28 protein-coding genes are annotated in these 24,401 nt (G+C 65.3%); 11 read left to right on the forward strand and 17 right to left on the reverse strand.

Annotated features, from left to right (window positions below):
- Nucleotides 1-114 precede the first annotated feature (114 nt).
- From AC1D2L_RS11475 to AC1D2L_RS11505, 7 genes are read right to left on the reverse strand one after another with little or no spacing between them, the layout of a single operon-like run.
- Entirely contained in the window at nt 115-1,167 is a 1,053-nt protein-coding gene (locus AC1D2L_RS11475; protein ID WP_476846000.1) for an ABC transporter substrate-binding protein, read from the reverse strand.
- Nucleotides 1,164-2,369 carry an NAD(P)/FAD-dependent oxidoreductase gene (locus AC1D2L_RS11480; protein ID WP_476846001.1) on the reverse strand — a complete coding sequence of 402 codons (1,206 nt, stop codon included), beginning with the start codon at nt 2,367-2,369 and terminating at the stop codon, nt 1,164-1,166. The genes AC1D2L_RS11475 and AC1D2L_RS11480 overlap by 4 nt, the downstream gene beginning before the upstream one ends.
- Nucleotides 2,366-3,754 carry an FAD/NAD(P)-dependent oxidoreductase gene (locus tag AC1D2L_RS11485; RefSeq protein WP_476846002.1) on the reverse strand — a complete coding sequence of 463 codons (1,389 nt, stop codon included), beginning with the start codon at nt 3,752-3,754 and terminating at the stop codon, nt 2,366-2,368. The genes AC1D2L_RS11480 and AC1D2L_RS11485 overlap by 4 nt, the downstream gene beginning before the upstream one ends.
- Nucleotides 3,751-4,041 carry a (2Fe-2S)-binding protein gene (locus AC1D2L_RS11490; protein ID WP_476846003.1) on the reverse strand — a complete coding sequence of 97 codons (291 nt, stop codon included), beginning with the start codon at nt 4,039-4,041 and terminating at the stop codon, nt 3,751-3,753. Before AC1D2L_RS11490 ends, AC1D2L_RS11485 begins: the two co-directional genes overlap by 4 nt.
- A gap of 11 nt (nt 4,042-4,052) precedes the next feature.
- Nucleotides 4,053-4,847: an ABC transporter permease gene (locus AC1D2L_RS11495; RefSeq protein ID WP_476846004.1), complete on the reverse strand. Its 795-nt coding sequence runs from the start codon at nt 4,845-4,847 to the stop codon at nt 4,053-4,055.
- A gap of 5 nt (nt 4,848-4,852) precedes the next feature.
- Nucleotides 4,853-5,653 (reverse strand): ABC transporter permease, encoded by an 801-nt coding sequence (locus AC1D2L_RS11500; protein WP_476846263.1) that lies wholly within the window; start codon nt 5,651-5,653, stop codon nt 4,853-4,855.
- Nucleotides 5,654-5,706: 53 nt separating this feature from the next.
- Entirely contained in the window at nt 5,707-6,780 is a 1,074-nt protein-coding gene (locus AC1D2L_RS11505) for an ABC transporter ATP-binding protein (RefSeq protein ID WP_476846005.1), read from the reverse strand.
- Nucleotides 6,781-6,952: 172 nt separating this feature from the next.
- On the opposite strand from AC1D2L_RS11505, the gene AC1D2L_RS11510 reads away from it, so the two are divergent.
- The 5 genes from AC1D2L_RS11510 (at nt 6,953) to AC1D2L_RS11530 (ending at nt 10,793) form a co-directional block, all read left to right on the forward strand.
- Nucleotides 6,953-7,774: an IclR family transcriptional regulator gene (locus tag AC1D2L_RS11510; protein WP_476846006.1), complete on the forward strand. Its 822-nt coding sequence runs from the start codon at nt 6,953-6,955 to the stop codon at nt 7,772-7,774.
- Nucleotides 7,775-7,983: 209 nt separating this feature from the next.
- A complete protein-coding gene (pqqB, locus tag AC1D2L_RS11515; protein WP_476846007.1) occupies nt 7,984-8,871 on the forward strand; it encodes a pyrroloquinoline quinone biosynthesis protein PqqB in 888 nt (295 codons plus the stop codon).
- Complete coding sequence (gene pqqC / locus AC1D2L_RS11520) at nt 8,868-9,599, forward strand: pyrroloquinoline-quinone synthase PqqC (protein ID WP_476846008.1); 732 nt, start codon at nt 8,868-8,870, stop codon at nt 9,597-9,599. The genes pqqB and pqqC overlap by 4 nt, the downstream gene beginning before the upstream one ends.
- Nucleotides 9,600-9,720: 121 nt before the next feature.
- Entirely contained in the window at nt 9,721-10,410 is a 690-nt protein-coding gene (locus AC1D2L_RS11525) for a hypothetical protein (protein WP_476846009.1), read from the forward strand.
- A 71-nt stretch (nt 10,411-10,481) separates the two neighbouring features.
- Nucleotides 10,482-10,793, forward strand: a complete 312-nt coding sequence (locus AC1D2L_RS11530; protein WP_476846264.1) for a hypothetical protein — start codon at nt 10,482-10,484, stop codon at nt 10,791-10,793.
- Between the two features lie 12 nt (nt 10,794-10,805).
- On the opposite strand, the gene AC1D2L_RS11535 is transcribed toward AC1D2L_RS11530, so the two are convergent.
- Both AC1D2L_RS11535 and gfa read right to left on the reverse strand, forming a co-directional pair.
- On the reverse strand, nt 10,806-11,918 hold the full coding sequence (locus tag AC1D2L_RS11535; protein ID WP_476846010.1) for an S-(hydroxymethyl)glutathione dehydrogenase/class III alcohol dehydrogenase: 1,113 nt from the start codon (nt 11,916-11,918) through the stop codon (nt 10,806-10,808).
- Between the two features lie 25 nt (nt 11,919-11,943).
- The gene (gene gfa, locus AC1D2L_RS11540; RefSeq protein ID WP_476846011.1) at nt 11,944-12,522 is read right to left on the reverse strand and encodes an S-(hydroxymethyl)glutathione synthase; all 579 of its coding nucleotides are present in this window, start codon (nt 12,520-12,522) and stop codon (nt 11,944-11,946) included.
- 270 nt (nt 12,523-12,792) lie between these two features.
- Here gfa and AC1D2L_RS11545 point away from each other — a divergent pair, with 270 nt between their 5' ends.
- Nucleotides 12,793-13,848, forward strand: coding sequence for an AraC-like ligand-binding domain-containing protein (locus AC1D2L_RS11545; protein WP_476846012.1), 1,056 nt, complete (start codon nt 12,793-12,795; stop codon nt 13,846-13,848).
- A 78-nt stretch (nt 13,849-13,926) separates the two neighbouring features.
- Nucleotides 13,927-14,127: a hypothetical protein gene (locus AC1D2L_RS11550; RefSeq protein ID WP_476846013.1), complete on the forward strand. Its 201-nt coding sequence runs from the start codon at nt 13,927-13,929 to the stop codon at nt 14,125-14,127.
- A gap of 21 nt (nt 14,128-14,148) precedes the next feature.
- Here AC1D2L_RS11550 and pqqE read toward each other — a convergent pair whose 3' ends face one another.
- The 7 genes from pqqE to AC1D2L_RS11585 form a co-directional block, all read right to left on the reverse strand.
- Nucleotides 14,149-15,219, reverse strand: coding sequence for a pyrroloquinoline quinone biosynthesis protein PqqE (pqqE, locus tag AC1D2L_RS11555; protein ID WP_476846265.1), 1,071 nt, complete (start codon nt 15,217-15,219; stop codon nt 14,149-14,151).
- A gap of 53 nt (nt 15,220-15,272) precedes the next feature.
- Nucleotides 15,273-15,566, reverse strand: coding sequence for a pyrroloquinoline quinone biosynthesis peptide chaperone PqqD (gene pqqD / locus AC1D2L_RS11560; protein ID WP_476846014.1), 294 nt, complete (start codon nt 15,564-15,566; stop codon nt 15,273-15,275).
- Between the two features lie 214 nt (nt 15,567-15,780).
- Nucleotides 15,781-15,915 (reverse strand): pyrroloquinoline quinone precursor peptide PqqA, encoded by a 135-nt coding sequence (gene pqqA, locus AC1D2L_RS11565; RefSeq protein WP_476846015.1) that lies wholly within the window; start codon nt 15,913-15,915, stop codon nt 15,781-15,783.
- A gap of 72 nt (nt 15,916-15,987) precedes the next feature.
- The gene (locus AC1D2L_RS11570) at nt 15,988-16,752 is read right to left on the reverse strand and encodes a DUF1194 domain-containing protein (protein ID WP_476846016.1); all 765 of its coding nucleotides are present in this window, start codon (nt 16,750-16,752) and stop codon (nt 15,988-15,990) included.
- A gap of 28 nt (nt 16,753-16,780) precedes the next feature.
- Entirely contained in the window at nt 16,781-17,554 is a 774-nt protein-coding gene (locus tag AC1D2L_RS11575; protein WP_476846017.1) for a pentapeptide repeat-containing protein, read from the reverse strand.
- Between the two features lie 47 nt (nt 17,555-17,601).
- Nucleotides 17,602-18,420 (reverse strand): quinoprotein dehydrogenase-associated SoxYZ-like carrier, encoded by an 819-nt coding sequence (locus AC1D2L_RS11580; protein ID WP_476846018.1) that lies wholly within the window; start codon nt 18,418-18,420, stop codon nt 17,602-17,604.
- A gap of 33 nt (nt 18,421-18,453) precedes the next feature.
- The gene (locus AC1D2L_RS11585; RefSeq protein ID WP_476846019.1) at nt 18,454-19,500 is read right to left on the reverse strand and encodes a quinoprotein relay system zinc metallohydrolase 2; all 1,047 of its coding nucleotides are present in this window, start codon (nt 19,498-19,500) and stop codon (nt 18,454-18,456) included.
- A gap of 397 nt (nt 19,501-19,897) precedes the next feature.
- On the opposite strand from AC1D2L_RS11585, the gene AC1D2L_RS11590 reads away from it, so the two are divergent.
- The 4 genes from AC1D2L_RS11590 (at nt 19,898) to AC1D2L_RS11605 (ending at nt 23,832) form a co-directional block, all read left to right on the forward strand.
- Entirely contained in the window at nt 19,898-21,718 is a 1,821-nt protein-coding gene (locus AC1D2L_RS11590; RefSeq protein WP_476846020.1) for a methanol/ethanol family PQQ-dependent dehydrogenase, read from the forward strand.
- 113 nt (nt 21,719-21,831) lie between these two features.
- The gene (locus tag AC1D2L_RS11595; RefSeq protein ID WP_476846021.1) at nt 21,832-22,356 is read left to right on the forward strand and encodes a c-type cytochrome, methanol metabolism-related; all 525 of its coding nucleotides are present in this window, start codon (nt 21,832-21,834) and stop codon (nt 22,354-22,356) included.
- A gap of 145 nt (nt 22,357-22,501) precedes the next feature.
- Nucleotides 22,502-23,281 (forward strand): substrate-binding domain-containing protein, encoded by a 780-nt coding sequence (locus AC1D2L_RS11600; protein WP_476846266.1) that lies wholly within the window; start codon nt 22,502-22,504, stop codon nt 23,279-23,281.
- A 2-nt stretch (nt 23,282-23,283) separates the two neighbouring features.
- Nucleotides 23,284-23,832, forward strand: a complete 549-nt coding sequence (locus tag AC1D2L_RS11605; RefSeq protein WP_476846022.1) for a PQQ-dependent catabolism-associated CXXCW motif protein — start codon at nt 23,284-23,286, stop codon at nt 23,830-23,832.
- A 22-nt stretch (nt 23,833-23,854) separates the two neighbouring features.
- Here AC1D2L_RS11605 and AC1D2L_RS11610 read toward each other — a convergent pair whose 3' ends face one another.
- Complete coding sequence (locus AC1D2L_RS11610; RefSeq protein WP_476846023.1) at nt 23,855-24,370, reverse strand: hypothetical protein; 516 nt, start codon at nt 24,368-24,370, stop codon at nt 23,855-23,857.
- Nucleotides 24,371-24,401: the final 31 nt, after the last annotated feature.

The following is a 24,401-nucleotide window of genomic DNA, read 5'->3' on the forward strand; positions in this document are numbered from 1 at the left end:
CCGCCTCCGGCAGGCAGCGTCTAAAAACGCAATGCGCGCCGCCATACGGCCCCATCGAACCGCTAGGTGTTCGACGGGGCAGAAACGACGGCGCGCGAGGTCGTCAGACCGGGCTTAGCGCTCGATCGTCTTGTTCCAGCGGCTGTTCCAGTCGGGGCGCTTGGCGTTGATGGCGTCCCAGTCCAGCACGACGGCGGTCTTCATGTAGGTGTTGAAGGCATCCATCTTGGCCTGCGCCTCAGCCGTCGGAGCTTTCGCCTTGGGGTTCGACGGGATCGCGCTGCCGATCGTCATCGCCTTGGCCTGTGCCTCCGGGGAGAGCAGGTAGGCGGCGAGCTTCTGCGCGAGCTCGGCGTCTGGATTGTTGGCGATGACGCATTGGGCAACCATCAGCACGACAGAGCCTTCCTTCGGCTGTGCGTACTCAACCGGGATGCCCTTTTCCTTCAAAGTAGCGACGGCGGTCGGCGTCAGCGGGAAGAGCGCGGCCTCGCCGGTCTGCACCATTTCGGAGATCTTGGCCGAGCTCGGGATGAACTCGATGACGTTCTTGCCGATGGTGTCGCGGAACTTGGTGAAGCCCGGCTCGACATTCTCCTCGTTGCCACCCTGGATGCGGTTGAACATCAGGAAGGCGTGCAGGCCGAAGGACGAGGCGGACGCCGACTGGAAGACCACCTTGTTCTTGAACTTGGGGTCGGCCATGTCCATCCAGGAGGTCGGAGCGGCCCAGCCCTTCTCGTCGAACATCTTCTTGTTATAGGCGAGCCCGGTCATGCCCATGTCGATGCCGGCGGCCATGTCGCCCTTCATGCGCGCACCTGCGGGAAGGTCCGACAGGCCGGCGCTCGGCTTCAGCTGCTCGCAGAGCCCGGCGCCGATGGCGCGCACCATCACGCCGTCGTCGAGGAACATGACATGCATCTGCGGCTTGTCCTTCGCGGCCGTGGCCTTGGCGAGGATGTCTGCCGAGGTGCCGGGCACGACGACGATCTTGACGCCGTTTTCCTTCTCGAAGTCCGGGAAAACCGCCTGCGTGAAGACGCGCTCGAAATTGCCGCCATTCATGCCGACATAGAGCGTCTTGGTCTGGGCGCTGGCAGCGCTGGCGGCCAGCAGCGCCAGCGAGGCGACGGTGGCGCCCAATGCGGTCTTGCGATTGATCATGAGATGACTCCCCGGTGTAGCGGCTCTGGATCCTGATCCGCACGCGAGCCGTGGGCTGAGCGGAGGTTGCTGGAAGTCGTTGCCGGGTCCCGGCTGAAACGCGTGATCGAGAATGGCTCGATCGGGGTGGTCGTTGCGCCGTCGCAAACGAGTTCGGCTAGGACCTCGCCGACGCCCGGCGCAATCTGGAAGCCCGCGCCTCCGAAGCCGAAGGCGTGGAAAAGACCGGGCGTCGTCCCGCTCGGACCGATCACCGGCTGGTGGTCGGCCATCGAGGCTTCGGTCCCCGTCCAGAAGCGGATGGCGTGGGCATGGCGCAAGCCGGGAAACATCTCCGCAGCCCGGTTGATGATGCTGACCGCACCGCCACCGCTGGGACGCGAATAGTCGGGATCCGCGAGAGGCAGCCCACGCTCTCCGCCGATCACGCAATTTCCGCGCTCGACCTGCCTGGCGTAGATGCCGCCGCCCTCCATGCCGGTGTTCACGGTCATGACCGGCGCCAGCGGCTCCGTCACCATCATGGTCGGATAGATCCGCTCCAGCGGCACGGGCTCGCCGAACGCCTCAGCGAATGGCCCGGCCCAGGCTCCGGCGCTGTTGATGACGATGCCCGCCCGCAGGGAAAGCCCATTGCTGGCCTCGAGCGCGAAGCCTGGGCCTGTGCGGGTAGCAGCCAGGACAGGCGTGTTTTCGAGCACATGCACGCCGGCGCGCCGCGCCGCACTGGCAAAGCCCGCCGAGACCAGGCGCGGATTGGCGTGACCGTCTCCAGCGCAAAGCGAACCGCCGACAAGGCCTTCTCCGACCCAGGGAAAGCGCTCGCCCAGCGCATTGCGTCCGATCAGCTCGAGCCCGAGCCCCTGATCCGCGACAGACGCCGCATAGGCTTCGAGCGACGCCATGTCCGCTTCGCTGCGCGCGAGCTTGAGATGGCCGGACACGATGAACTCGCCGTCGATCCCGATCAGGCTCGCGAGACGCGGCCAGATCGCGTGCGCGCGCTGGGACAGCGGCAGTTGAATGCGCGAGCGACCCTGCCGGCGCACGCCGCCATAGTTGACGCCGCTGGCCTGCGCGCCGCAAAAACCCTGGTCGAGCAGGGCGACGCTCATGCCCCTGCCGCGAAGCGCCAGCGCGGCCGATGCCCCGACCAGCCCGCCCCCGATGATGGCGACGTCGACTTCGAGCGACCGGCTCATTCCCCGGCCTCCCGCAGCATCTCGGCCGGCGCCATCGTCAGCGGAATCGGCTTGACCGGCGCCTGGGCGCGCAAGCGCCCGACACTGCCGATCGCGACTCCGGTTGCGGCGGCCAGAACCTCGGCCGAGGCGCTCGCGCAAACCCGGCCCTGGCACCGGCCCATGCCGACGCGACTGACGGCCTTGAGCCTGTTGATCTCGCTGATGTCGAATTGGGCGATCGCACTGCGGGCCTCGCCGGCGCGGATTTCCTCGCAGCGGCACAGCACCGTCTCATCGGGAATCGCGGCTGCCCAGTGCTCGGGAAACGGAAAGGCGGCCTCGAGGAGCGCGCGGAACCGGCCGATACGCGCGAGCTTGCGCTCGATCACACCGGCGCGCTCGCGCGGATGCGCCAGGCCACGATCCTCGAGCAGGGCCAATGCCGCGCGCTCGCCCGCCAGCTCGGCTGCGTCGGCGCCTGCGATCCCTGCACCGTCGCCCGCCAGGTAGACGCCGCGGACGCTACCGCGCCCTGCGGCATCGCGCACCGGCAGCCAAGCACGGTCGCGGGCATCGAAATGAAAGGCGCAGCCCGCGAGATCGGCGAGTTGCGTCTCCGAGCGCAGGGCGAGACCATAGCCGACGCCATCGCAGGTGAGGCTCCTGCTACGCCCGCTGCTCCGCCAGGACACCGCCTCGACGCGCTCGGCGCCGGCGATGCGGACATCTGAGGCGCCGTAGTGGAGCGCAACGCCTGCCATCCTGAGCTCTGCGGTGAAGCGCAAACCGCGCAGCACCAGCGCGGGCGCAATATGCAAGCCGCGCAACAGGTTGAGCTTGGCTTTGAAAGGCGCCGTATCGAGCACCGCCGCAACATCGACGCCTGCCTTCAGATACTGCCAGGCGACCAGATAGAGCAACGGTCCGGAGCCGACGAAGACGACGCGGGAGCCGATCGCGCAGCCCTGGGACTTGAGCGCGATCTGCGCTCCACCGAGGGTGAATACACCCGGCAGCGTCCAGCCCGGGATCGGCAGCACGCGGTCGGTCGCCCCGGTAGCGAGAAGCAATCCGTCATAGGTGACACGCCGGCTCACGCCGTCCACCGCGACATCGGCGACGCCGTCGCGCAGGTTCCAGACCAGCGCGCGCGGCCAATAGTCGATGCTCCCGGACAGCGCCGCGAAGTCGCGATGCAGCCGTTCCGCCTTGCCGGCCTCGGACCCATAGAGCGCCGTTGTGCTGCGCTCATCGGGCACGAGCCGCTGCCGATAGATCTGGCCGCCAGCGGCCGGAGCCTCGTCGACGACGAGCGGCCTCAGGCCGGCGGCGACGAGCGCCTGTGCCGCGCGCACGCCGGCAGGTCCCGCACCAACGATCAGGGGCTGGGCGGACCTGCTCATGCGGGCCTCACAGCCTTGGTGACGATGCGTAGTCCCGCGGTCAGGGCGGTGCTGCAGGCCCGCAGCCGCTCGCCGCTTTCGGTCGTCACCCAGCAATCCTGGCAGGCGCCCATCTGGCAGAAACCGGCGCGAGGCGCCCCCGAGAATTCTGAACGCCGGAGCAGCTCGCCATGGCTCAGGATGGCGGTCAGCACGGTGTCACCGGCCCTGCCCTCGCAGGCTCGGCCATCGAGCACGAAGGCTACCGGGGCATGCTGCTTGCGCGCGAGGCGGTGGAGCAGAGGCATCGGGCCTGCCCTCACTTCTGTCCGACGAGGATCTTGTCGAGGCCGAAGGCGCGATCGAGGATCAGCATGGCGCCGGCCGTCAGGGCGATCATCAGGGCCGAGACCGCCGCCATCATCGGGTCGATCGACTCCGTGGCATACATGTACATGCGAACCGGCAGCGTCACCGTGGCCGGCGAGGTCACGAAGATCGACATCGTCAGCTCGTCGAAACTATTGATGAAGGCGAGCAGCCAGCCACCGGTGATGCCGGGCATGATCATCGGCGCTGTCACCCGCCTGAACACCGTCCAGTGCGAGGCACCCAGCGTCATCGCGGCCTGCTCGGCGCTGCGGTCCATGCCCGAGAGCGCCGCCATCACCAGCCGCATCACATAGGGCGTGACGATGATGATGTGGCACGCGACCAGCCAACTGAACGACCCCGTCGCGCCAATGAGCGCGAAAAGCCGGAGGAAGGCCACGCCCAGGACGAGATGGGGAATGATCAGCGGTGACAGGAACAGCGCGTTCAACGCGTCGCGGCCGGGAAACTGGTGGCGGTTGATCGCCAACGCCGCCGGGACTGCAAGCGCGATCGCGATCGTCGCAGAGATCGTCGCCAGCCACAGGCTGTTGACGAAGGACGAGATGAAATCGGGATGCACGAAGATCGCGTGGAACCAGCGCAGCGAGAAGCTGGTCGTAGGAATCGAGAGCGTGTTCTCCGGCGTGAAGGCAACCAGGCAGATCACAACCAGCGGCGCCAGCACGAAGGCGACGACAAGGCTGTGGAAGATCAGGGCGATCGGTCCATTCTTTTGCATGGCGCTTAACCCAGAGTCCGGCGGGCGCGCGCCTCGACCATGCGGTTATAGGCCAGCATGATGGCGAGGTTTGCGATGAGCACGATGATCGCGATGGCGGCGCCGAGCGGCCAGTTCAGCTCGTGCATGTATTCGTCATAGACCAGCGTTGCCGCCATCTTCAGGCGTCGGCCGCCGAGCAGGCCCGGGATCGCGAATGCGCTCGCCGAGAGGCCGAAGACGATCAGGCTGCCCGACAGCATGCCGAGCGAGACCTGGGGCATCACCACGCGGCGCAGCGCCGTGAAATGCGAGGCCCCGAGACTCCAGGCTGCGGCCTCCACCATCGGGTCGAGCTTCTGCAAAGCCGTCCAGACAGGGATGACCATGAAGGGCAGCATCACATGGACGAGCGCAATCACGATCGCGGTCTCGGTATAGAGCAGCTTGACCGGATCCAGCCCCAGCGCCTGGAGGGCCTGGTTCACCAGCCCCGTCGAGCTCAGGAGCATGCTCCAGCCGAAGGCGCGCACGACGACGGATACCAGCAGCGGCCCGATAATGACGAGCAGGAAGATCGAACGCCAGGGATCCCGCATGCGGGCCAGGATGTAGGCCTCGGGCACGCCGACGATCGCGCAGATCAGCGTCGTGAACGCGGCAAGCCTCAGCGTCCGCCAGAAGACCGAGAGGTAGTAGTCGTCCGACAGCACGGCGGTGTAATGCGCCAGGGTGAATTCGCTCTTGATGCCCGTCGTGTGGTCATAGGCGTGGAACGACAGGATGACCGTCAGGACCAGCGGCAGGATCACCAGGCCCAGGAACATCAGGGCGCTGGGCGTGACCAGCAACCATGGGGTCGAGGCACTGCGCGCCCGGGTCACGCCGCAACTCCCGCGAACGGCTGCAGTGGCGAAATCTTGAGATTGGCCGGCGTCCAGTCGAGCGACACCGAGGCGCCTTCTCCGAACGGCTCCTCGCCATCATTGGGCACCGAAACGGCGACGACGCCGATGGCTGTCTCGACATTGAACAGCCAGTAGCTGCCAAGGAAGAAGCGACTGAGGACCTGTCCATCGACACGCCCCTGCCCGGCGCGGCGCAGGACGACCTTTTCGGGCCGCAGCGACAAGGCGATGGCGGTTCCGTCCGCGAGATCGACGCTCTCGCTCGGCATCGGCAGGCCCGCCACCTCGGCGCGGCCCGAAGCCCCATCGCGACGCCAGACGCCTTCGATCCGGTTCATCTTGCCGACGAAGGACGAGATGAAGGCCGTGGCAGGCCGCTCATAGAGCCGGTACGGCGCATCGACCTGCGTCATCCGCCCCTGCTCCATGACCACGACCCGGTCGCTGATCGAGAGCGCCTCGGCCTGGTCGTGCGTGACCATGATCGTGGTGGTACCCACGCTGCGCTGGATGCGGCGCAGTTCGAACTGCATCTCCTCGCGCAGCTTGGCGTCGAGGTTCGACAATGGCTCGTCGAGCAGCAGCACCGGCGGCGTGATCACCAGCGCGCGGGCGATGGCCACACGCTGGCGCTGGCCGCCCGAGAGCTGGCGCGGGTAGCGCTCGGCGAGCGCGGTGAGATGCACCAGGGCCAGCATCTCGCTGACGCGCCGGTCGCGCTCCGCCTTCCCGACCTTGCGCATTTCCAGGCCGAACGCGACGTTCTGTGCCACGGTCATGTGCGGGAAGAGCGCGTAGCTCTGGAACACGATGCCGAGGCCGCGCCGGCTCGGCTTCTCATACGTGATGTCGCGGCCGTCGAGCGTGATCTTGCCGTGCGAGGGTTCGACGAGGCCCGCGATCATCTGCAGCGTGGTGGTCTTGCCGCAGCCCGAGGGGCCGAGCAGGGAGACGAACTCGCCCTTCTCCACGCTCAGGTCGACATGGTTCACCGCCTTGAGCTCGTTATAGACCTTGCTCAGCGATTCCAGCGTCAGGAAGCTCACGAAACACCTCGGACGGCGGGCTTTCCTGCGAGGGAAAGCTGGATTGCGATCGGCAAGACAGAGCTCCGGAACACAAATCCGTCAACTTCGTATTCCACATGAGAGAATTTATGTTGACATAATTCAGCTATGTGGAATTTTTCACCTGACTCCCTCGTTGATATTTAGCCAGATGATCATCCCAGACGACGAACCGATATCGAGCCTCCGTCGTGCGCTGGGGCTCCTTCGCGTGCTTTCCGCGGGCGATGCTGAGGGCATGCGACTGAAGGACATCGCGGACAGTGCGGGCTGCAGCCAGCCGACCACGCATCGTGCCTTGCGAGATCTCATCGCGGAAGGTTTCGTCGAGCAGGCTGCGGGAGGAAAGCGCTATCGGCTTGCACTGGACTTCTTCGTGCTTGCGGCGCGCGCCGGCCAGGCCGGCGGATTGCGAGACCTCGCCCGCCCCGTGCTCCTGCGCCTCTCCGCCACTCTGAACGACACGATCTTCCTGCTCGTCCGCAACGGCTACGACGCAATCTGCCTCGACCGGATCGAGGGCCCCTTTCCGATTCGCTCCTTCACCGGCGACATCGGCGGCAAGGTGCCGCTCGGCATCGGCCAAGGCAGCGTCGCCATGCTGGCTCATCTGCCCGAGGCGGAACGCGAGGCCGTGATCAGATTCAACATGCCCCGCCTGCTCGATCGCGGCTTCCTCGACGAGGCCGGCCTGCGCTGCGCCCTGGAAGAGGCGCGCGAGCAGGGCTGGGTGAACCTCAACTCCGGCCTCATCCCGGGCATGGCAGGCGTGGCCGTCCCGGTCTTCGATGCCCGCAACCGTGTCGTTGCGGCGCTCAGCGTCGGCACATTGGCGGAACGGCTTGGCAGCGACCGCCTGCCAAATGTCATCAATATCTTGCGCGGCGAGGCTCAGACTCTGGGTGCAAGGCTGAACCCCTTCGATGTCTCCCTGCGCTACCCCTCGCGCACGCTCAGCGCCGTCTCGCAGTGAGACCCGATTGAAGGCCGAGGAGCAGCGCGCGAACGGCCGGCCGTGCCGTTTCCGAAGCGGCACCGCGCCGGCCGTAGGCGAAGAGGCCGGGATACCGTAGGCTGCAGATACCAATAGAAAGAGCCCAGCGCAGCCACGTTCCCGGCAACGATGGAGACGGACATGCCCTGCTTCGCAGATGGGATGGCCAGGCCAGCTGAGAAGCTGTCATGAAGGTCATCGTGCTCGGTGCAGCGGCAGGCGGTGGGTACCCGCAGTGGAACTGTCGTTGCCCTGTCTGCGCGCTCGCCTGGAACCGCGATCCGCGTGCGCGATGGCGAACCCAGTCGAGCTTGGCTGTGACGCTCGACGACGAGCATTGGGTCCTGCTCAACGCCTCCCCCGACCTCGGAAGCCAGATCCGGGCGACCCAAGCGCTCTGGCCCCGCCGGGAACGGCATTCGCCGATCAGCACGGTCATTCTCAGCAGCGCCGAGATCGACCATGTCGCAGGGCTGGTGAACCTGCGCGAGCGACAGCCTTTCACAGTGATCGCGCTGGCACCCGTCCTCGCGGCGCTCGCAGCCAATCCGATCTTCGAAGCGGTCTCCGCCCGGCGCGTGACTGCGATCGCGTCTGACCGGGTAGAACTCCCCGGCGGGCTGAGCGCAGAGCTCTTCCCAGTCCCGGGCAAGGCACCGCTCTATCTTGAAGAGGGCGATCCCAAGCTCGAATCCGAAGGTGGTGAGACCGCAGGGATCCGGATCGGCGGCGCCAGGCGCTGCATCGTCTACATTCCAGGCTGCGCCGTCCTGTCCGACGCCGTGCGAGCCAGCGCCGCTCACGCCGACATCGTCTTCTTCGATGGCACCCTGTTCACCGACGACGAGATGATCCGCAGCGGCCTCGGCGAGAAGACCGGCCGCCGGATGGGGCACATGCCGATCAGCGGCGCAGGCGGCTCGCTCGCCTGGCTCGCCGGATTACCGGCGACGCGGAAGATCTACATCCACCTCAACAACTCAAATCCGGCCTTGATCGACGGCTCGCCGGAGCGTCTCATGATCGAGGCCGCCGGCGTCGAGGTGGCCTTTGACGGCATGGAGGTGAGCCCGTGACCGCTTTGCTATCGCCCGAGCAGCTCGAGCGGCGACTTCGCGATGTCGGAGCGCAGCGTTACCACGACAAGCATCCGTTTCACGCCCGGCTGCATACGGGACAATGCACCAAGGGCGAGGTCCAGGCCTGGGCGCTCAACCGCTTCACCTATCAGGCCCACATCCCGGTGAAGGACGCCTACCTGATCGCCCGCGCCGGCGATCCCGCGCTGCGGCGGGCCTGGCGCCAGCGCCTCATCGACCATGACGGCCATGAGGATGGCGAAGGCGGCATCGAGCGCTGGCTCCGCCTTTGCGAGAGCCTGGGCCTGGATCGCGCCGATGTGCAGGCCCATCGCGGCGTGCTGCCCGCGACGCGGTTCGCGGTGGATGCCTATGTCAACTTCGTGCGCGAGCGCCCGCTGCTCGAGGCGGTCGCCTCCTCCCTGACCGAACTGTTCTCGCCGCAGATCATTCGCCATCGCGTCGAGGGCATGCTGGCGCATTACGATTTCGTCAGCGCCGAGAGCCTGAGCTATTTCACCGCGCGCCCGGAGCAGGCCCGGCGCGATGTCGAGACCGCGCTCGGCTATGTCACCACGCATGCACGCAGCCCGGCCGACCAAGCAGCGGTGATCGCCGCCCTGGAATTCAAATGCTCCGTGCTCTGGGCAATGCTGGACGCTCTGCATCACGCCTATGTCGAACCCGGCCATATTCCGCCGGGTGCCTTCGTTCCTTCTGCCTGAGGCGGCCTGCCCGACCACCTGCCAGCCCGCACCCCGGGGTCGATTGCTGCGCGCGATGGCGCGGTCTATCCTGTGACCTCGCTGCCTGCTCGACTTCGGTTCAAGTCAGGGAGACGCCGACGTGAGAGCATCCAGATCCGCCTTCACGCTCTGCCGGGCATTGGCGCTCATGCTGGCGCTGGTCTCGTCGTCGGCCCGCGCCCAGGACGGACCGGCGGATGTCCTGTTTGGACGGCCCCACCTTTCAGGCCTGCCGTCAGGCTCGGAAGTAACCTATCGCCTGGAACGTCGCCCATCCGACACGGCGCGGCTGGGCGAGCCGTTCAGCGACGATATCAAGCTCGTGGTCAGATCCGTCGCAGCGAGCGGCGGCCGCGACGTCGATCTCAGGATTTTCACGGGCCCGCGCGGACGCGAGGTCGACGGCATCACCGGTCTCACCGGCAATCCGCTGCTGGTGATCTTCCTCGACCGGGCCGTGAGCGACATGGTGCGGCTGACCGGCGGCAAAGCCCCGTATTTCAAGGACCGCCTGCGTGCCGGCTTGCGCGACAAGGCGACGACCGAAGTCGCTCGGGTCGAATTCGGCGGCAAGACGCTGGACGCGCTTCGCATCACCGTCCGACCCTTCATCGATGACGCCAATGCAGCACGCATGCTCGGCTATGAGGGCACCCGGTTTGAATTCCTGGCGGCGGACGAGGCCCCTGGCATGCTGCTCGAAATGACCGCAAGCTACGTCAGCACCATGCCCGACGCGCCACGGCTCGACGAGCGCATCGTCCTGACATCATGGAGCGCAAAGCCATGAGCACCGACAACAACGCTCAACATGCGCCGCGGCCAACCGCGCCTGTCCTGGGGCTGATCCTGGCGGCAGCGATGGGAGTGAATTGCGCCGCAGCGATCGAGCCGCCAGCCAACGACTATCCGACCGTCACCCGCGCGGACTATGTCTTCGGCTGCATGGTCGCCAATGGCCAGACGCGGTCAGCGCTTGAGAAATGCTCCTGCTCGATCGACGTGATCGCGTCGGTCCTTCCCTTCAAGGAGTATGAGGAGGCCGAGACGATCATGTCCGTGCGCCAGCGCGGCGGCCAGAACACCTCGATGTTCCTCTCCATGCCGTTGCTGCGCGAGAAGGTCGCCCGCCTGAAGCGCGCCCAGATCGAGGGTGAGTTGCGCTGCTTCTGACCGGCGGGTGCCTCAATAGACGACGACGCTGCGGATCGACTTGCCCTCATGCATCAGGTCGAAGCCGGTGTTGATCTCGTCGAGCGAGAGCTTGTGCGTGATCAGGTCGTCGATGTTGATCTTGCCCTCCATGTACCAGTCGACGATCTTCGGCACATCGGTGCGCCCGCGCGCGCCGCCGAACGCGGTGCCCTTCCAGACGCGCCCGGTGACGAGCTGGAACGGACGGGTCGAGATCTCCTTGCCGGCCTCGGCGACGCCGATGACGATCGATTCACCCCAGCCGCGATGGCAGCATTCCAGCGCCTGGCGCATCACATCGGTGTTGCCGGTGGCATCAAACGAGAAGTCCGCCCCGCCGCCGGTGAGGTCGACGATCGCCTGCACGACCTTGTCGTTGCCGACCTCGCGCGGGTTGATGAAGTCGGTCATGCCGAACTTCCTGGCCATCTCGACCTTGGCCGGGTTGATGTCGACGCCGATGATCTTGTCGGCGCCGACCATGCGGGCGCCCTGGATCACGTTCAGGCCGATRCCGCCSAGCCCGAAGACCACGACATTGGCGCCCGGCCAGACCTTGGCCGTGTAGATCACCGCGCCGATGCCGGTGGTGACGCCGCAGCCGATRTAGCAGATCTTGTCGAAGGGGGCGTCCTCGCGGACTTTTGCCAGCGCGATCTCGGGCAGCACCGTGAAGTTCGCAAAGGTCGAGCAGCCCATATAGTGGAACACCGTSCCGCTATCGCAGGAGAAGCGCGAGGTGCCGTCGGGCATCACGCCCTGGCCCTGGGTGGACCGGATCGAGGTGCAGAGGTTGGTGCGGCGCGACAGGCAGCTTTTGCACTGCCGGCATTCGGGCGTGTAGAGCGGGATGACATGGTCGCCGGGCTTCAGCGTGGTCACGCCGGCGCCGACCTCGCGCACGATGCCCGCGCCCTCATGGCCCAGGATCGCCGGGAACTTGCCCTCGGAATCCAGCCCCGAGAGCGTGTAGGCGTCGGTATGGCAGATGCCGGTCGCCATCACCTCGACCAGGACCTCGCCGGCCTTCGGGCCGCCGATCTCGACGGTCTCGATGGTGAGCGGCCTGCCTGCCTCCCAGGCGACGGCGGCGCGGGTCTTCATGGCGGCGCTCCCTCAGCGGGCAGGTTCAGGATTTCAGAACACCCGACGCCTTGGCGATATGCGTTGAGATGTAGTCCATCAGTGGCGGCGACAGGCAATCATAGGGCTCGAGACGCAACTCGCGAAGCCGCGCACGCACCGCGCCCTGGTTGGCCGGATCGGCCCCTGACTCGATGATCGACGAGACGAAAGCCGCAAATTCCGGCTGCGACCAGCCTGTTTCCGTCGACAATTCCGTATGCACGAAATCGAGCCCATAGAACGGGTGGCCGCTCTTCTCGATGCGGCCATACATGTGGACGCCACAGCCCTTGCAAGCGTGCCGCTGGATCGTGGCGGACTCGTCGACGATCGCCAGCTTGTCGCCGTTTTCGAGCACCGAGACCTTGTCGCGCGGAGCAACCGCCACCATCGAGAAAAAGGCACCCGAGGGCTTCCAGCATCTTGTACAGCCGCAGGCGTGGTTATGCGCGGATTGCGACTCGACCCGCACCTTCACAGGTCTGTCCGCGCATTTGCAGACAAGCGTGCCGCCCTTGAAGTCGGCTGAGGCGGGCGGAAGGCCGCGATCGATGGACGGATGGATGGCGATGGCCTCTGGCATGATCTCGTCCCTCCCTGTCGCCGGTAAGATCCTGCGCGCCAGCGATTTCCGCACCTGCGCCAGGCCCTCCGGTGCTCGTTGCCATGCGTCTGATGGCGCATGGTGGTCACGCAGTGTTGTCGCTTTCCGGCCAGCCCGCTTGCCCTCAAGGGAACGATGTCTTGTCTGACCGCGAAGCAGCCTCCTCCCGATGGCCACGCCAAAAGACGTTCCTAGTGCTCGGGCGGCGCTGTATAGTGCCTTGTCCAGGCCCTTGATCCGTGCGCGACGATGACCAGTTCGATTGTGTCTCTGAGCACTGCTGCGACGCCGGCTTCGCTGCGACCCGATTACTGGGCGCAGGCGCTGGGAACGCTGTGCGGACGGCTGCGCGCGGACGGGTTTGGCGCCGGCACGATCGATGGCCATGTCGACTATGCCACGATCGGGCGGCTGCGCCTGTGCCGGATCGAGGTCAGCCGGCACCGGATCGCGCATCCCGCCGCATGGACGCAACTCGGCGGGCACGCCGTGGTCAAGGTGCTCTTCCAGACCGGCGGGACCTCGGTGTTCGAGCAGGATGGCCGCAGGATCGCGGTGACCCCCGGCGATGGCCTCGCCTATGACGTCTCCAGGCCCCATCTGATCACGAGTTCGGCGCTGACGAAGCATGACGTCGTGATCATCCCCCGGCATCTCGTGGAGCAACGGGGCGTAGGGCCCGAACAGCTCCTCGCACGGCATTTCTCGGCACGGGACGGCGTCGGGCGGTTGGCCCACGACTTCGTCCTGTCCGCGTTCAACCAGGCGCCGTCACTGTCGCCGGGATGCGAACTCCAGGTTGCCGACGCCCTGCTCGAACTTGTGCTGCTGCCATTCCTGGCGGAGGAACGCGACAAGCGTACGGGGCGCGAGGCCCTGACCGCCCGGATCAAGACGCTGATCCGCGCCAATTTGAGCGACCCCGAGCTCAGCGTCGAGCGTCTGTCCTCCGCGCTGGATTGCACCAAGCGCTATCTGCACATGTCATTCGCGGGCGAAGACACGACCATCACCGGGTATATCTGGCAGAAGCGGCTGGAGAAATGCCTGGAGGAACTCGAGCTTGGGCAGGGGTCGGGAAAGACGCTGACCGATATCGCGTTCTCCTGGGGGTTCAGCAGTTCCTCGCATTTCACCCATCTGTTCAAGAAGCGCTACGGCCTGCCGCCCTCGGTGATCCAGCGGCGAACCAACGGGTTCCAGGGGCGTTCAGATCTCATCGCGATTCCTGGTGAGACCGCTGCCGAGAGCGTCCCGCCCGCCGACCATGACGGCGGCCCGGTGACCCCGGTGGAGCGCACGTGAGCCGCCTTGCCGCCAGCGATGGCGCGGAATTTGCTCGCTCGGACCAGCCGAGCCCCGCAACCTGTCAGGAACCCGAGGATGCTTGCGATTGTCGTTTCCGTCTGCCTGATCAGCGATCCATCGATCTGCCGCGACGAGCGGATCTCGCTGCTGACGAATGTCTCGCCAGCGCGGTGCGCGATCGGCGCAGCCCCTTACGTCGCGCAATGGAACGGAGAACACCCCGATTGGCGCGTCGTGCGCTGGCGCTGTGCCGGCGCTGACGAGCGCGATATCTAACGAAAAGGCACGTGCGGCACGTCACACGCCCTGATGCGTCCGATAGATGAAATCGCGACGTCCGGACGCCGCATCGGCCTCCGCCAGCGCCACCACATCCCGATGCAGAGGCGACAGCGAGCACGCCGGATCGGTGGCGGCGGCATCGCCGGCCAGCGCCATCGCCTGGCAACGGCATCCCCCGAAATCCAGGTCCTTCCGCGCGCAGCTCCTGCATGGCTCCTTCATCCAGTCGGTGCCGCGGAACGCGTTGAACGCCTCGCCGCGATACCAGATGTCGGACAGGCTGGTGTCGCGGACATTATCGAAGGCGATGCCAGGGATCGTCTCGGCGGCATGGCAAGGCAGGGCCCGGCCGGTCGGCGTGACGTTCATCAGCCGCGCGCCCCAGCCACCCATGCAGGCCTTCGGATAACGGGCATAATAGTCGGGCAGCACGCAATCGATCACGAGCCGACCTGCGGTGCGCAGCCTCGCCTCATCGACATCGAGCATCGCAGCCTCGACCTGATCTCGCGTCGGCATCAATTGGGCCCGGTTGACCAGGCCCCAGCCATAATACTGCACATGCGCGATCTCGATGCGCGCCGCCCCCCACGTTTCCGCCAGACGCACGAGATCGGGTATCTGCTGGACATTCTCCCGGTGGACGACCGCGTTCACGGTCAGGCGCAGGCCAAGCCGCGCGATGTCGGCGGCAATGGCGGATTTGCGTTCGGCCGCGCCATTGTAGCCTGCGACGCGATCGCATGTGGCAGTATCCACGGCCTGGACTGAAAGCTGGATATGGTCGAGCCCGGCCTCGGCGACGGCGTCCAGCAACGCCGGCTGGAAGCCGACCCCTGACGTGATCATGTTGGTGTAGAGACCCGCCTCGCGCGCATGGGCCACCAGTTCCGCGATATCGCGACGCAGCATCGGCTCGCCGCCGGAAAAATAGATATGGAGCACCCCGAGCGCAGCAGCCTGGTCGATCACCCGCTTCCATTCGGAGGTCGACAGCTCGCTCGAGCGCTTGTCCAGTTCGAGCGGGTTCGAGCAATAGGGACAACGCAAGGCGCAGCGATGCGTCAACTCGGCCAGCAGCCCCATCGGCGGCGCCAGATCATGCGGCGCGGTGGCTGTCGGCAGCGCCTCGACGTCGCTCACAGGTCGATCATCCTCTGATCAGCGAGGCCGCGCAGGAACGTCATGATATCGGCGGCGATCTCATCGCGGTCGGCCTCGAAGCTCGTTGCCAGATCCTGCGCGATGGCCTCGATACTGCGCACGCCATCGATCCGCTGCAGGATTTCGGCGGCCGTCTCGTCGGGCTCGAAGACGCGCTCGGGGCCGAGCAGGAACCACTGCCGGCGGCTCTCGTCGAAGCGCAGCCTCACGCCGCGCGGCAGAGCCGGGACGATGGCCGCGAGGTCGCCGCTGGAAATCTCAGCATTCATGCGCCAGCGCCTCGCGCGTGATCGTCAGGCAAGCAGCCGCAGGCCGAGAACGAACGCCGACTGATCCCGACAGCGATCTGTCGAGACTACAACCGGCAAGCCCGCCGGAGACAGCGGAAATGTTCCCATCGCGATAAACGTCGCAGGCGGTCGACGCGGGCAACTAAGCCCGCATCCCGCCATGAACGATGGCAATTGTCTCAGAACGGGTGCGTCAGAGTTGAGCTGGCGCGTAGGACGTCACTTCGCAGCCGACAGTCACTTCGATGATAGCGGGTTTTTTCCACTTGCGCATGATCGGTATCTCCAGATCGTGGCCAGCTTTCTTCAGCGAAAGCAACGTAACCATACACCGGCCCATCCACCTTGCAAACCGTCCCGGCCCGAGAAAGCACATCTCACCTTCGCCCTCTCACGGCCATTACTTCGCCAACGGCGGATTTGATCGCGATGATGCCAGATCAAGGTTTTCAGGCAACGCGCTGACTTCTGTCATGAATTTCTGCCGGAACGCGCGACCGAAATCCTCGAACCCCTCTGCGGGCATCAAGAACGCACCAGGGCCGCCGATAACATTGTCGCGATACCAGCCTGACAGCGTCGCAGCCTGGCTCCCGTCCAGGATCGGAAGCCCGTTGATGGTCAAGCCGAGCCCCGTCAGTTCGTCGCGCAGCATTGCCGGAGGCAGCGCCGGATTGCAGTTCTCCCTCCCGTCCCCGGAGACGTCCAGGACGACCCTGGTGGCACGCACCGGAATCTGCGGCGTGACCTTGTCCGCAACGAAACGCATCATCTGCGCCACGCAGGTGAACTCGCCGCCCTGCCGCGGCAGTCGACGGATCCGTCCTGCCAGAGCCACCGCATCAGCGGCGCTGGCGATCCGGACCCACTGCAAGGAAAAATACGGCCGGTCAGCCCAGAGGATCACCCCGATCGCGATCGAACCATGCGGCCCTCCCAGGATGGCCGCATGGACGGACGGATCCTCGAGCGCATCGGCGATGCCCTCTACCTGAAGGCGATAGCGCCGCGTGTCGACCGAGTTCGAGACATCGACGGCCAGGATCAGCGCGGTATCGACGACCTGCGGCGACTGGGCGCTGCCGCCGCGAGCGCCCGGCCACAGCATCAGCCCGGCTATGGAAGCGACCAGCAGCATGCGGACGGAACGATCGAGAAACGGCACTGGCCTGCCCCGAAACGCGTGCGAGGCGCTATCTTACCGCCTTGTCGAGATTGCGCGCCAGAGCAAGGCCATTGGCGGATGCCAGGCCCTTGACCCCGATCAGGATCGCGCCGTCGAAATCGACGCCGGCCAGGTTCGCCCCTGTCAGGTCGGCACCGGTGAGGTCCGCCTTTGATAGATCGACATTGATCATCACCGCCGCGGTCAGGTCGGCATGGCGCAGCTTTGCGAAGCGCAGGACGATACCGGTCAGGTCCGTCTGTCTCAGGATCGCACGGCTCAGGTCGCAGCCGAACAATTCCGTACGCAGCGTCGACATCAGGGTTCCCCGCATGTCCGCATGGCTGAAGATGGCGTCGGTCAGGTCCGCGCCGCTCATATCGGCGCCGCTGAGATGGGCGACGATCCTTGCGCGCGCCAGATTGGCATTGCGGAAACGGGGCGCTTCACTGGCGTCGTAAGCGAGGCTGGACACGGCGGTCGGCAGCAGCAAGGTCGCGCCGGAAAGGTCGGCATTGCTGAAATCCGTCCCGATGATCACCGCCCGGTCCAGCCTCGCGCCGTGCAGGTCGGTGCCCGACAGGTCTGAGCGGACGAGGTCGGCACCAAAGAGGTCACTGCCTGCCAGCCGGGCGCGGCGGAAATCGAGTCCGCTCAGGTCGAGTTGGCGCAGATCCTGGCCGCCGAGATCGATGCGGGCGTCCGGCGCCAGCTGGAACAGGCGCTGGGTCACGTCGCGTGCCGTGAGCTTGGCTTCGGCCGCCGCAGGAAGACCCCAGCCTGCGAGGCACAGCACGGCCATCACGGCCAGCTTGCCGAATCGCCGGACCCGGTGATCCCACTGTGTGATCAGCTGTCCTTTCCGCTCTTGACCGGCCACTCCCCGCGCATCACGCGGCCATCGGTGTCCCTGGCGACTGCGATCAGCATGTCGTCGACGGCGCCGGGTCGGAACATGAAGCGGATATTGGGATCCGCGCTGAGCGAGATGCCGCCCTCCATGCGGAAAATCAGAACCTCTCCACGCTTCACCTCGAGATCGCTGATGAATTTCGCTGGGATGTAATAGCCAGTCAGCTGGTTCATCTGCAGGCCCGATGAGTTCGGATGCCTGATCATCAGCTGCGCCTCGCGCGTCTCCGAGTTCGCCCCACCGGCGAAGAACTGCCGCAGCTGCATCTTGCCGAGCTCCGAAGCCGCCTGATCGGCATCCTTGAGAGCCGGCGCCGAGCATCCTCCCGATGCCTTCACGAAGCGCGTGGTCATATGCAGCGTGCCGTCGGCAGCCTCCACTACGGCGCGCACGTTCGAATAGGCGTCGATGCGCACGCGCGTCGACAGCACGATCTCGCCCGCGCCCTCGCCGAAGAGGAACGTCGCTGCCACCGGGGCTGGATTCTTGTCGATGATCAATGTCAGGGAGCGCGGCGAAGGCAGCCTGTCGCGGTCGACCTTCACAGTCAGCGGAACGAGCGCGGCATCCTCGGCGCGCATAGGCGCATCCAGGGTGACCAGCCCGTCTTCCTCGACGATCGGCCGGCTCCTGAAGACGTCCTGGTGCAGTCCGGGCCATGGATCGTCCTCGGCCCGCACCAGCGTCGCCGGAAAGCCGGTCAACGCAGCGCCCATCAAGGCGAGGACGCCGCGGCGTCCAATACGCTCGGTCATGTCAGCCTCCGGATGATGACATCCGCGCCGGGATCATTCCCATTCGAGTTCGGCGAACGCGGCAGTCACATTGCGGGCGTTGAACGCGTCGAAAAGGAGCCAAGCGTCCTTTTCGGACAGGCCAATGGTAGCGGCGGCTTCGGCAATCGATCGCCCTTGTTTTATCATGCGCCGGACATCGGCGGAAATGCTTTCGAGATACTGTCTCTGCGGCTGCATCGCTTCGGGCCAGGCCACGGAGGGCGGACCATGCCCGGGCACCGCGCGCGTCGCCGCAACCTGCTCGAGGCTCGCCATCAAGGCCAGCCAGCCCCGGATCGAACCGTCCAGCGCGGGCACATGCCTGACGAACAGCAGGTCGCCGAGGAACAGCGTGCCCGTGGCCGTGTCCTGGACCGTCAGATCGTTGTCGGTATGAGCCGTCGGTTGCGCCGTGAGGAAAAGCTGGCGCTCGCCGAGATCGATGACGAGCCGGTCCTGGACCGGTCGCGTCGGCGCGATCAGACGGGTGCCCTCGAATGCCTCGGGGCCCAGCAGACCGGCATTGACGGCCAGAAACCGTTCCGCCCGCGCAGCTAGCGCCCGTGCCAGCCGATGATGGCCGATGAACTCCGGCAGATCCTCGGCGAATGCGGCATTTCCGAACAGGTGGTCGGGATGCATATGGGTGTTGATGACATAGCGAATAGGCTTGTCGGTCACAGCACGGATTGCGGCCCGCAACGCCTGTCCGATACCGGCGCTGCCGCCCGTATCGATCACGGCCACGGCGTCGCGCCCGATGACGAAGGAGAGGTTGGCGACGTCTCCGCGGTTTCCGGGGGCAAACAGCGCGTAGGCACCCTGATGTACAAAAACCCCGGGGGCAATTTCCGTGAGATTAAAGAGTGATGCCGACTGTTGCACCTGGGCGCTGGCGGAAGGCACGGGCTCGCCAACGCCGACAATTCCGAGTTGCGCCAGAACAAGCGCTGCACTGGACAGAACTGCAATGCGCCCTCGCCTGCGCATGCCGTTCTCGGCCGGCCCAGGGAGCGACATCCATGCCCGCAGGCCCGATGATTTCGTCGAGATCGCCATCGAACCTTGTAGCACGAATACGACCCCGGGACGATTTCGCTGCATCGCAAGAGGCCATTCCAAGTAATCGGCGGAGGCAACCATGCTGCAACGCAGCAATTCATTGGCATTCGCCTCCCTGAAAGGTCAGCGTCCATGACCGTCTTTCGCTGAAAGCATCAACTTTAAGCCGCGTTATCGCAACCACATCGCCAACATCTTGCCTCCATCTTGTCCAATCCGAGAAACGGGCCTACAGTTGTGTTTCTGGATAGATATCGGCTTCCGCGGCCGGTGCTTGTTTACGTTGTTTCGGCCGCGACCTGAACGGATACGCGAGCGCGTGGACGCTTCAGCGGTTCGGCCGTCTTTCGCTATGGAGAGCTACTGGATCATAAAAAACGTCAGGAGGACCGCGATGCGCAAGCTTATCCAATCGGCTGCCTTATTGACGACTGTCGCTTTTTCCCCGCAAGTCTTTGCGAACCCGGACGTGATCAAGCAAACGTCGGATCCTAATCAATGGGCAATCCAGACGGGTGACTATGCGAATACGCGCTACTCCAAGCTCGACCAGATCAATCGCGATAACGTCAAGAACCTGAAGGTCGCGTGGACCTTCTCGACCGGCGTGCTGCGCGGCCACGAAGGTTCGCCCCTCGTGATCGGCAACATGATGTATGTGCACACGCCGTTCCCGAACATCGTCTACGCGCTCGATCTCGATCAGGACGGCAAGATCGTCTGGAAATACGAGCCGAAGCAGGATCCCTCGGTCATTCCCGTGATGTGCTGCGACACCGTCTATCGCGGCGTCGCCTATGCCGACGGCATGATCTTCCACCATCAGGCAGACACCACGGTCGTGGCGCTCGATGCCAAGACCGGCAAGGAAATCTGGAAGGTCGTCAACGGCGATCCCAAGAAGGGTGAGACCAATACGGCGACCGTCCTGCCCGTGAAGGACAAGCTCATCGTCGGCATTTCCGGCGCCGAGTTCGGCGTGCGCGGGCATGTCACGGCCTATGATATGAAGACCGGCAAGCAGCTCTGGCGCGCCTTCTCGACGGGCCCCGACGCCGAAATGCTTATCGATCCCGAGAAGACCATGTCGCTCGGCAAGCCGGTCGGCAAGGATTCGTCGCTGAAGACCTGGACCGGCGATCAGTGGAAGATCGGCGGCGGCACGGCCTGGGGTTGGTATTCTTATGACCCGGATACCAACATGTTCTTCTACGGCACAGCCAATCCCTCGACCTGGAACCCGGCCCAGCGCGCGGGGGCCGACGGCAAGCCCATCGACCAGAAATGGACGATGACCATTTTTGCCCGCGATGCCGATACCGGTGTGGCGAAGTGGGCCTACCAGATGACCCCCTTCGACGAGTGGGATTATGACGGGGTCAACGAGATGATCCTGGCGGACATCCCGGTCGGCGGCCAGACCCGCAAGGCGCTGGTGCATTTCGACCGCAACGGGCTGGGCTACACGCTCGACCGCGTGACCGGAGAACTGCTGGTCGCGCAGAAGTACGATCCGAAGGTCAACTGGACCAGCGGCGTCGTGATGGACAAGAACAGTCCGCAATATGGCCGCCCGCAGGTCGTTGCGTCGATGTCGACCTTCCAGAACGGTCAGGACAAGAACACCAAGGGCGTCTGCCCGGCTGCCCTGGGCTCCAAGGATCAGCAACCGGCGGCCTATTCGCCACGCACGGGCCTCTTCTACGTGCCGACGAACCATGTCTGCATGGATTACGAGCCGTTCCGCGTCTCCTATACCGCTGGCCAGCCTTATGTGGGCGCAACGCTTTCGATGTATCCCGCGCCGGGCAGCCATGGCGGCATGGGCAATTTCGTGGCCTGGGATGCCGGACAGGGCAAGATCGTCTGGTCGCTCCAGGAGCCGTTCTCGGTCTGGTCGGGAGCGCTCGCAACCGCAGGCGGCGTGGTCTTCTACGGAACGCTGGAAGGCTACATCAAGGCGGTCGACGAGAAGGACGGCAAGGAGCTGTTCAAGTTCAAGACGCCGTCGGGCATCATCGGCAACGTCATGACCTATAGCCACAAGGGCAAGCAGCATGTCGCGGTGCTCTCGGGCATCGGCGGCTGGGCCGGCATCGGCCTTGCGGCAGGCCTGACCAACCCGACCGATGGTCTCGGCGCGGTCGGTGGCTACGCCGCGTTGCGCGACTACACCGCGCTCGGCGGTGCGCTGACGGTCTTCACGCTGCCGTAACAGATCACGGCGAGCGGCCGGCGCTGCTGACAAGGTTGCGCCGGCCTTTTTGATGACCTCAGCAAGGTCAAGAGCGACACATCATCTGGTCGGGGCTACCGGAGAGGCTGAAAGTGAGACGTTTCGGCATCGGCTTCGCATTCGCGAATTGCGCCCTGTTGGCGGCGCTACTCATGGCAACTGGCGGGTCCTCCCAGGACAAGCCAGCAAAAACCGAGGAAGACGGGAAATGGATGACCGCCGATGGTGAGCCGACCTACAACATTTCGGCCAACGGCAAAGTCGACTGGTACACCTTTTCCGGCTTCCGTCGTTACCACTCCGAATGTCACGTCTGCCACGGACCGGAGGGCGAAGGCTCCAGCTACGCGCCGGGCCTGATCGAATCCCTGAAAACGATGAAGTACCCCGACTTCATGCAGGTCGTGGCCAGCGGCCGTACGGTCAATCGGCCCGACAAAACCAGTGTCATGCCGGCGCTAGGCGATAACGTGAACGTCATGTGCTACCTCGACGACATCTACGTTTACCTCAAGGCGCGCGCCGACGGTGCGCTGCCGCGCGGCACGCGCCCGGAGCGGGCCGTGGAAAAGCCGGAGACGGCCGTCCAGAATGAAAAGACCTGCATGGGTTCCTGAAGTGATGCCGGGACAGTTGCGCCAGAGCCGCCCCGCCGCCCTCGACGCGGCGCGCAGTCACCCGGTGCGCTCATCGCGGCTGCAGGTTTCACTGCGATGGCTGGCTCGCGGCGTGTTGGCGATCTCGTGGGCCATCGGGCCGGCGATGGCTGTCGAGACCGGGCGCTCCGACCTCGTCAACAGGCAGGTGCTCCGCGTCTGCAGCGACCCTGCGAACCTGCCCTTTTCCAACGAGGCGCAGCAGGGATTCGAGAACAGGATTGCGACGCTCGTCGCCGACGACCTGAAGCTGCCTCTCGAATACACCTGGTTTCCGCAAGCCACGGGCTTCGTGCGCCAGACCCTCTTTGCCAAGCGTTGCGACGTCATCATCGGCTTTGCGCAGGGCGACGACCTCGTCCTCAACAGCAATCACTATTATCGCTCGACCTATGTCCTGATCCACCGCGCCGGACAGGGGCTCGACGGCGTGGAGACGCTTGCAGACGAACGCCTGAGAACCAGGCATATCGGCATCGTCGCCGGCACGCCGCCAGGCAACATGATGGCGATGCTGGGGCTGATGCAGCGAGCACGGCCATATCCGCTGATGGTCGATCGGCGCTTCGAATCTCCGGCCGAACGGATGATCGCCGATATCCGCACTGGAGAGATCGACGCCGGAATTCTGTGGGGGCCGATCGGCGGCTACTTTGCCACCCGCGGAGGCGAGCCGCTGGTCGTGACGCCGCTGCTCAAGGAGGCGGTGGGACCTCGCATGGCATACCGGATCACGTTTGGCGTGCGAAACCAGGAAGACGACTGGAAGCGGAAGCTGAACGAGATCATCGCCCGCAGGCAGGGCGACATCGACGCAATCCTGCTGGAATATGGGGTGCCGCTGCTGGATGAGGATACCAGGCTGATCACCTCGCCACGGCGCTGATCATGTCGATCAGGATGATCGCCTTCGCCCTGTGCGTGGCCGCAATCTCCGCGGCGGAGAGCGCCGCGCAGGACATCCCAGAGGAACCTCCAGAGTACCGCATCGACAATTATCGCGCTCCGGTTCCGGCCACGCTGCAAGGCGCCCGTGTCATCGACGCGCCGACCGCCGAGGCACTGTGGCGGGCGCAGGGCGCCGTATTCATCGACGTATTGCCGCGCCCCATCAAGCCCGCCAACCTGCCTCCGGGCACGATCTGGCGGGAGGCCCCGCATCGGAGCATCCCCGGCGCGGTCTGGCTCGCCAATGTCGGCTATGGCGTCGTGCCCGAACCGTTGCTCCAGGCCTTTCAGGCCGAACTCACAACCCTGACCGCCGGCGACCGGACGAAGCCGCTGGTGTTCTTCTGCCAGAAGGATTGCTGGATGTCGTGGAATGCGGCCAGGCGCGCGGTCGGCTGGGGCTATGGCAACGTCGCCTGGTTTCCCGAGGGTACCGATGGCTGGGCCGACGCGCTGCTCCCGCTTGCCGATATCCCGCCGCGGCTATGAACCTCCAGTGGCACGCTAGCGCTCAATCCTTCATAAGAGCGCGGATCTCGCGAGCGAGATCAAACGCCCGCTGTTCGATCTGGACCGGGATATCGCAGGCGTGCGGCAGCGATTCCTGCCTTTCGGCGAAGAACCGCGTGTCCCATTTGTACCGGTCTTCAGCCGCAGCAAGTTCCGCCTTGGCGGCCTCGTCCGTAGCGGCTCTCGTGCGGAGCGCACCGAGTGCAGCGCCCTGCTGCTGGATCCTTTCGGCAAGCTCTTTCTGCCGATGCTGAAAGCGTTCGATCCCCGCCATGATGACCGCGCGGTCGTCATTGATTGTCTTCAGCACGCCGGCGAAAAGCAGCTTCAGCCTGTCGTCGCGTACAGCCTCGGGCTGCGCCTTCGCCCACTGAGCAAGCCCCTCGGTCGCCTTCTCCATAGGCAACGCGCGACTGACGAGCGCCTTGATCAGCCGCCCCATCTCGCCGTCGTCCTGCCAGCCGGTAAGCGTCTCGACCTCGGGCCCGTCCCACATCTGCGTGGCGGTCAGCGTCAACACCTTGCGCTGGATACAAGGCCATTCCGTT

Source organism: Allobosea sp. P1_B10 (assembly GCF_056406735.1).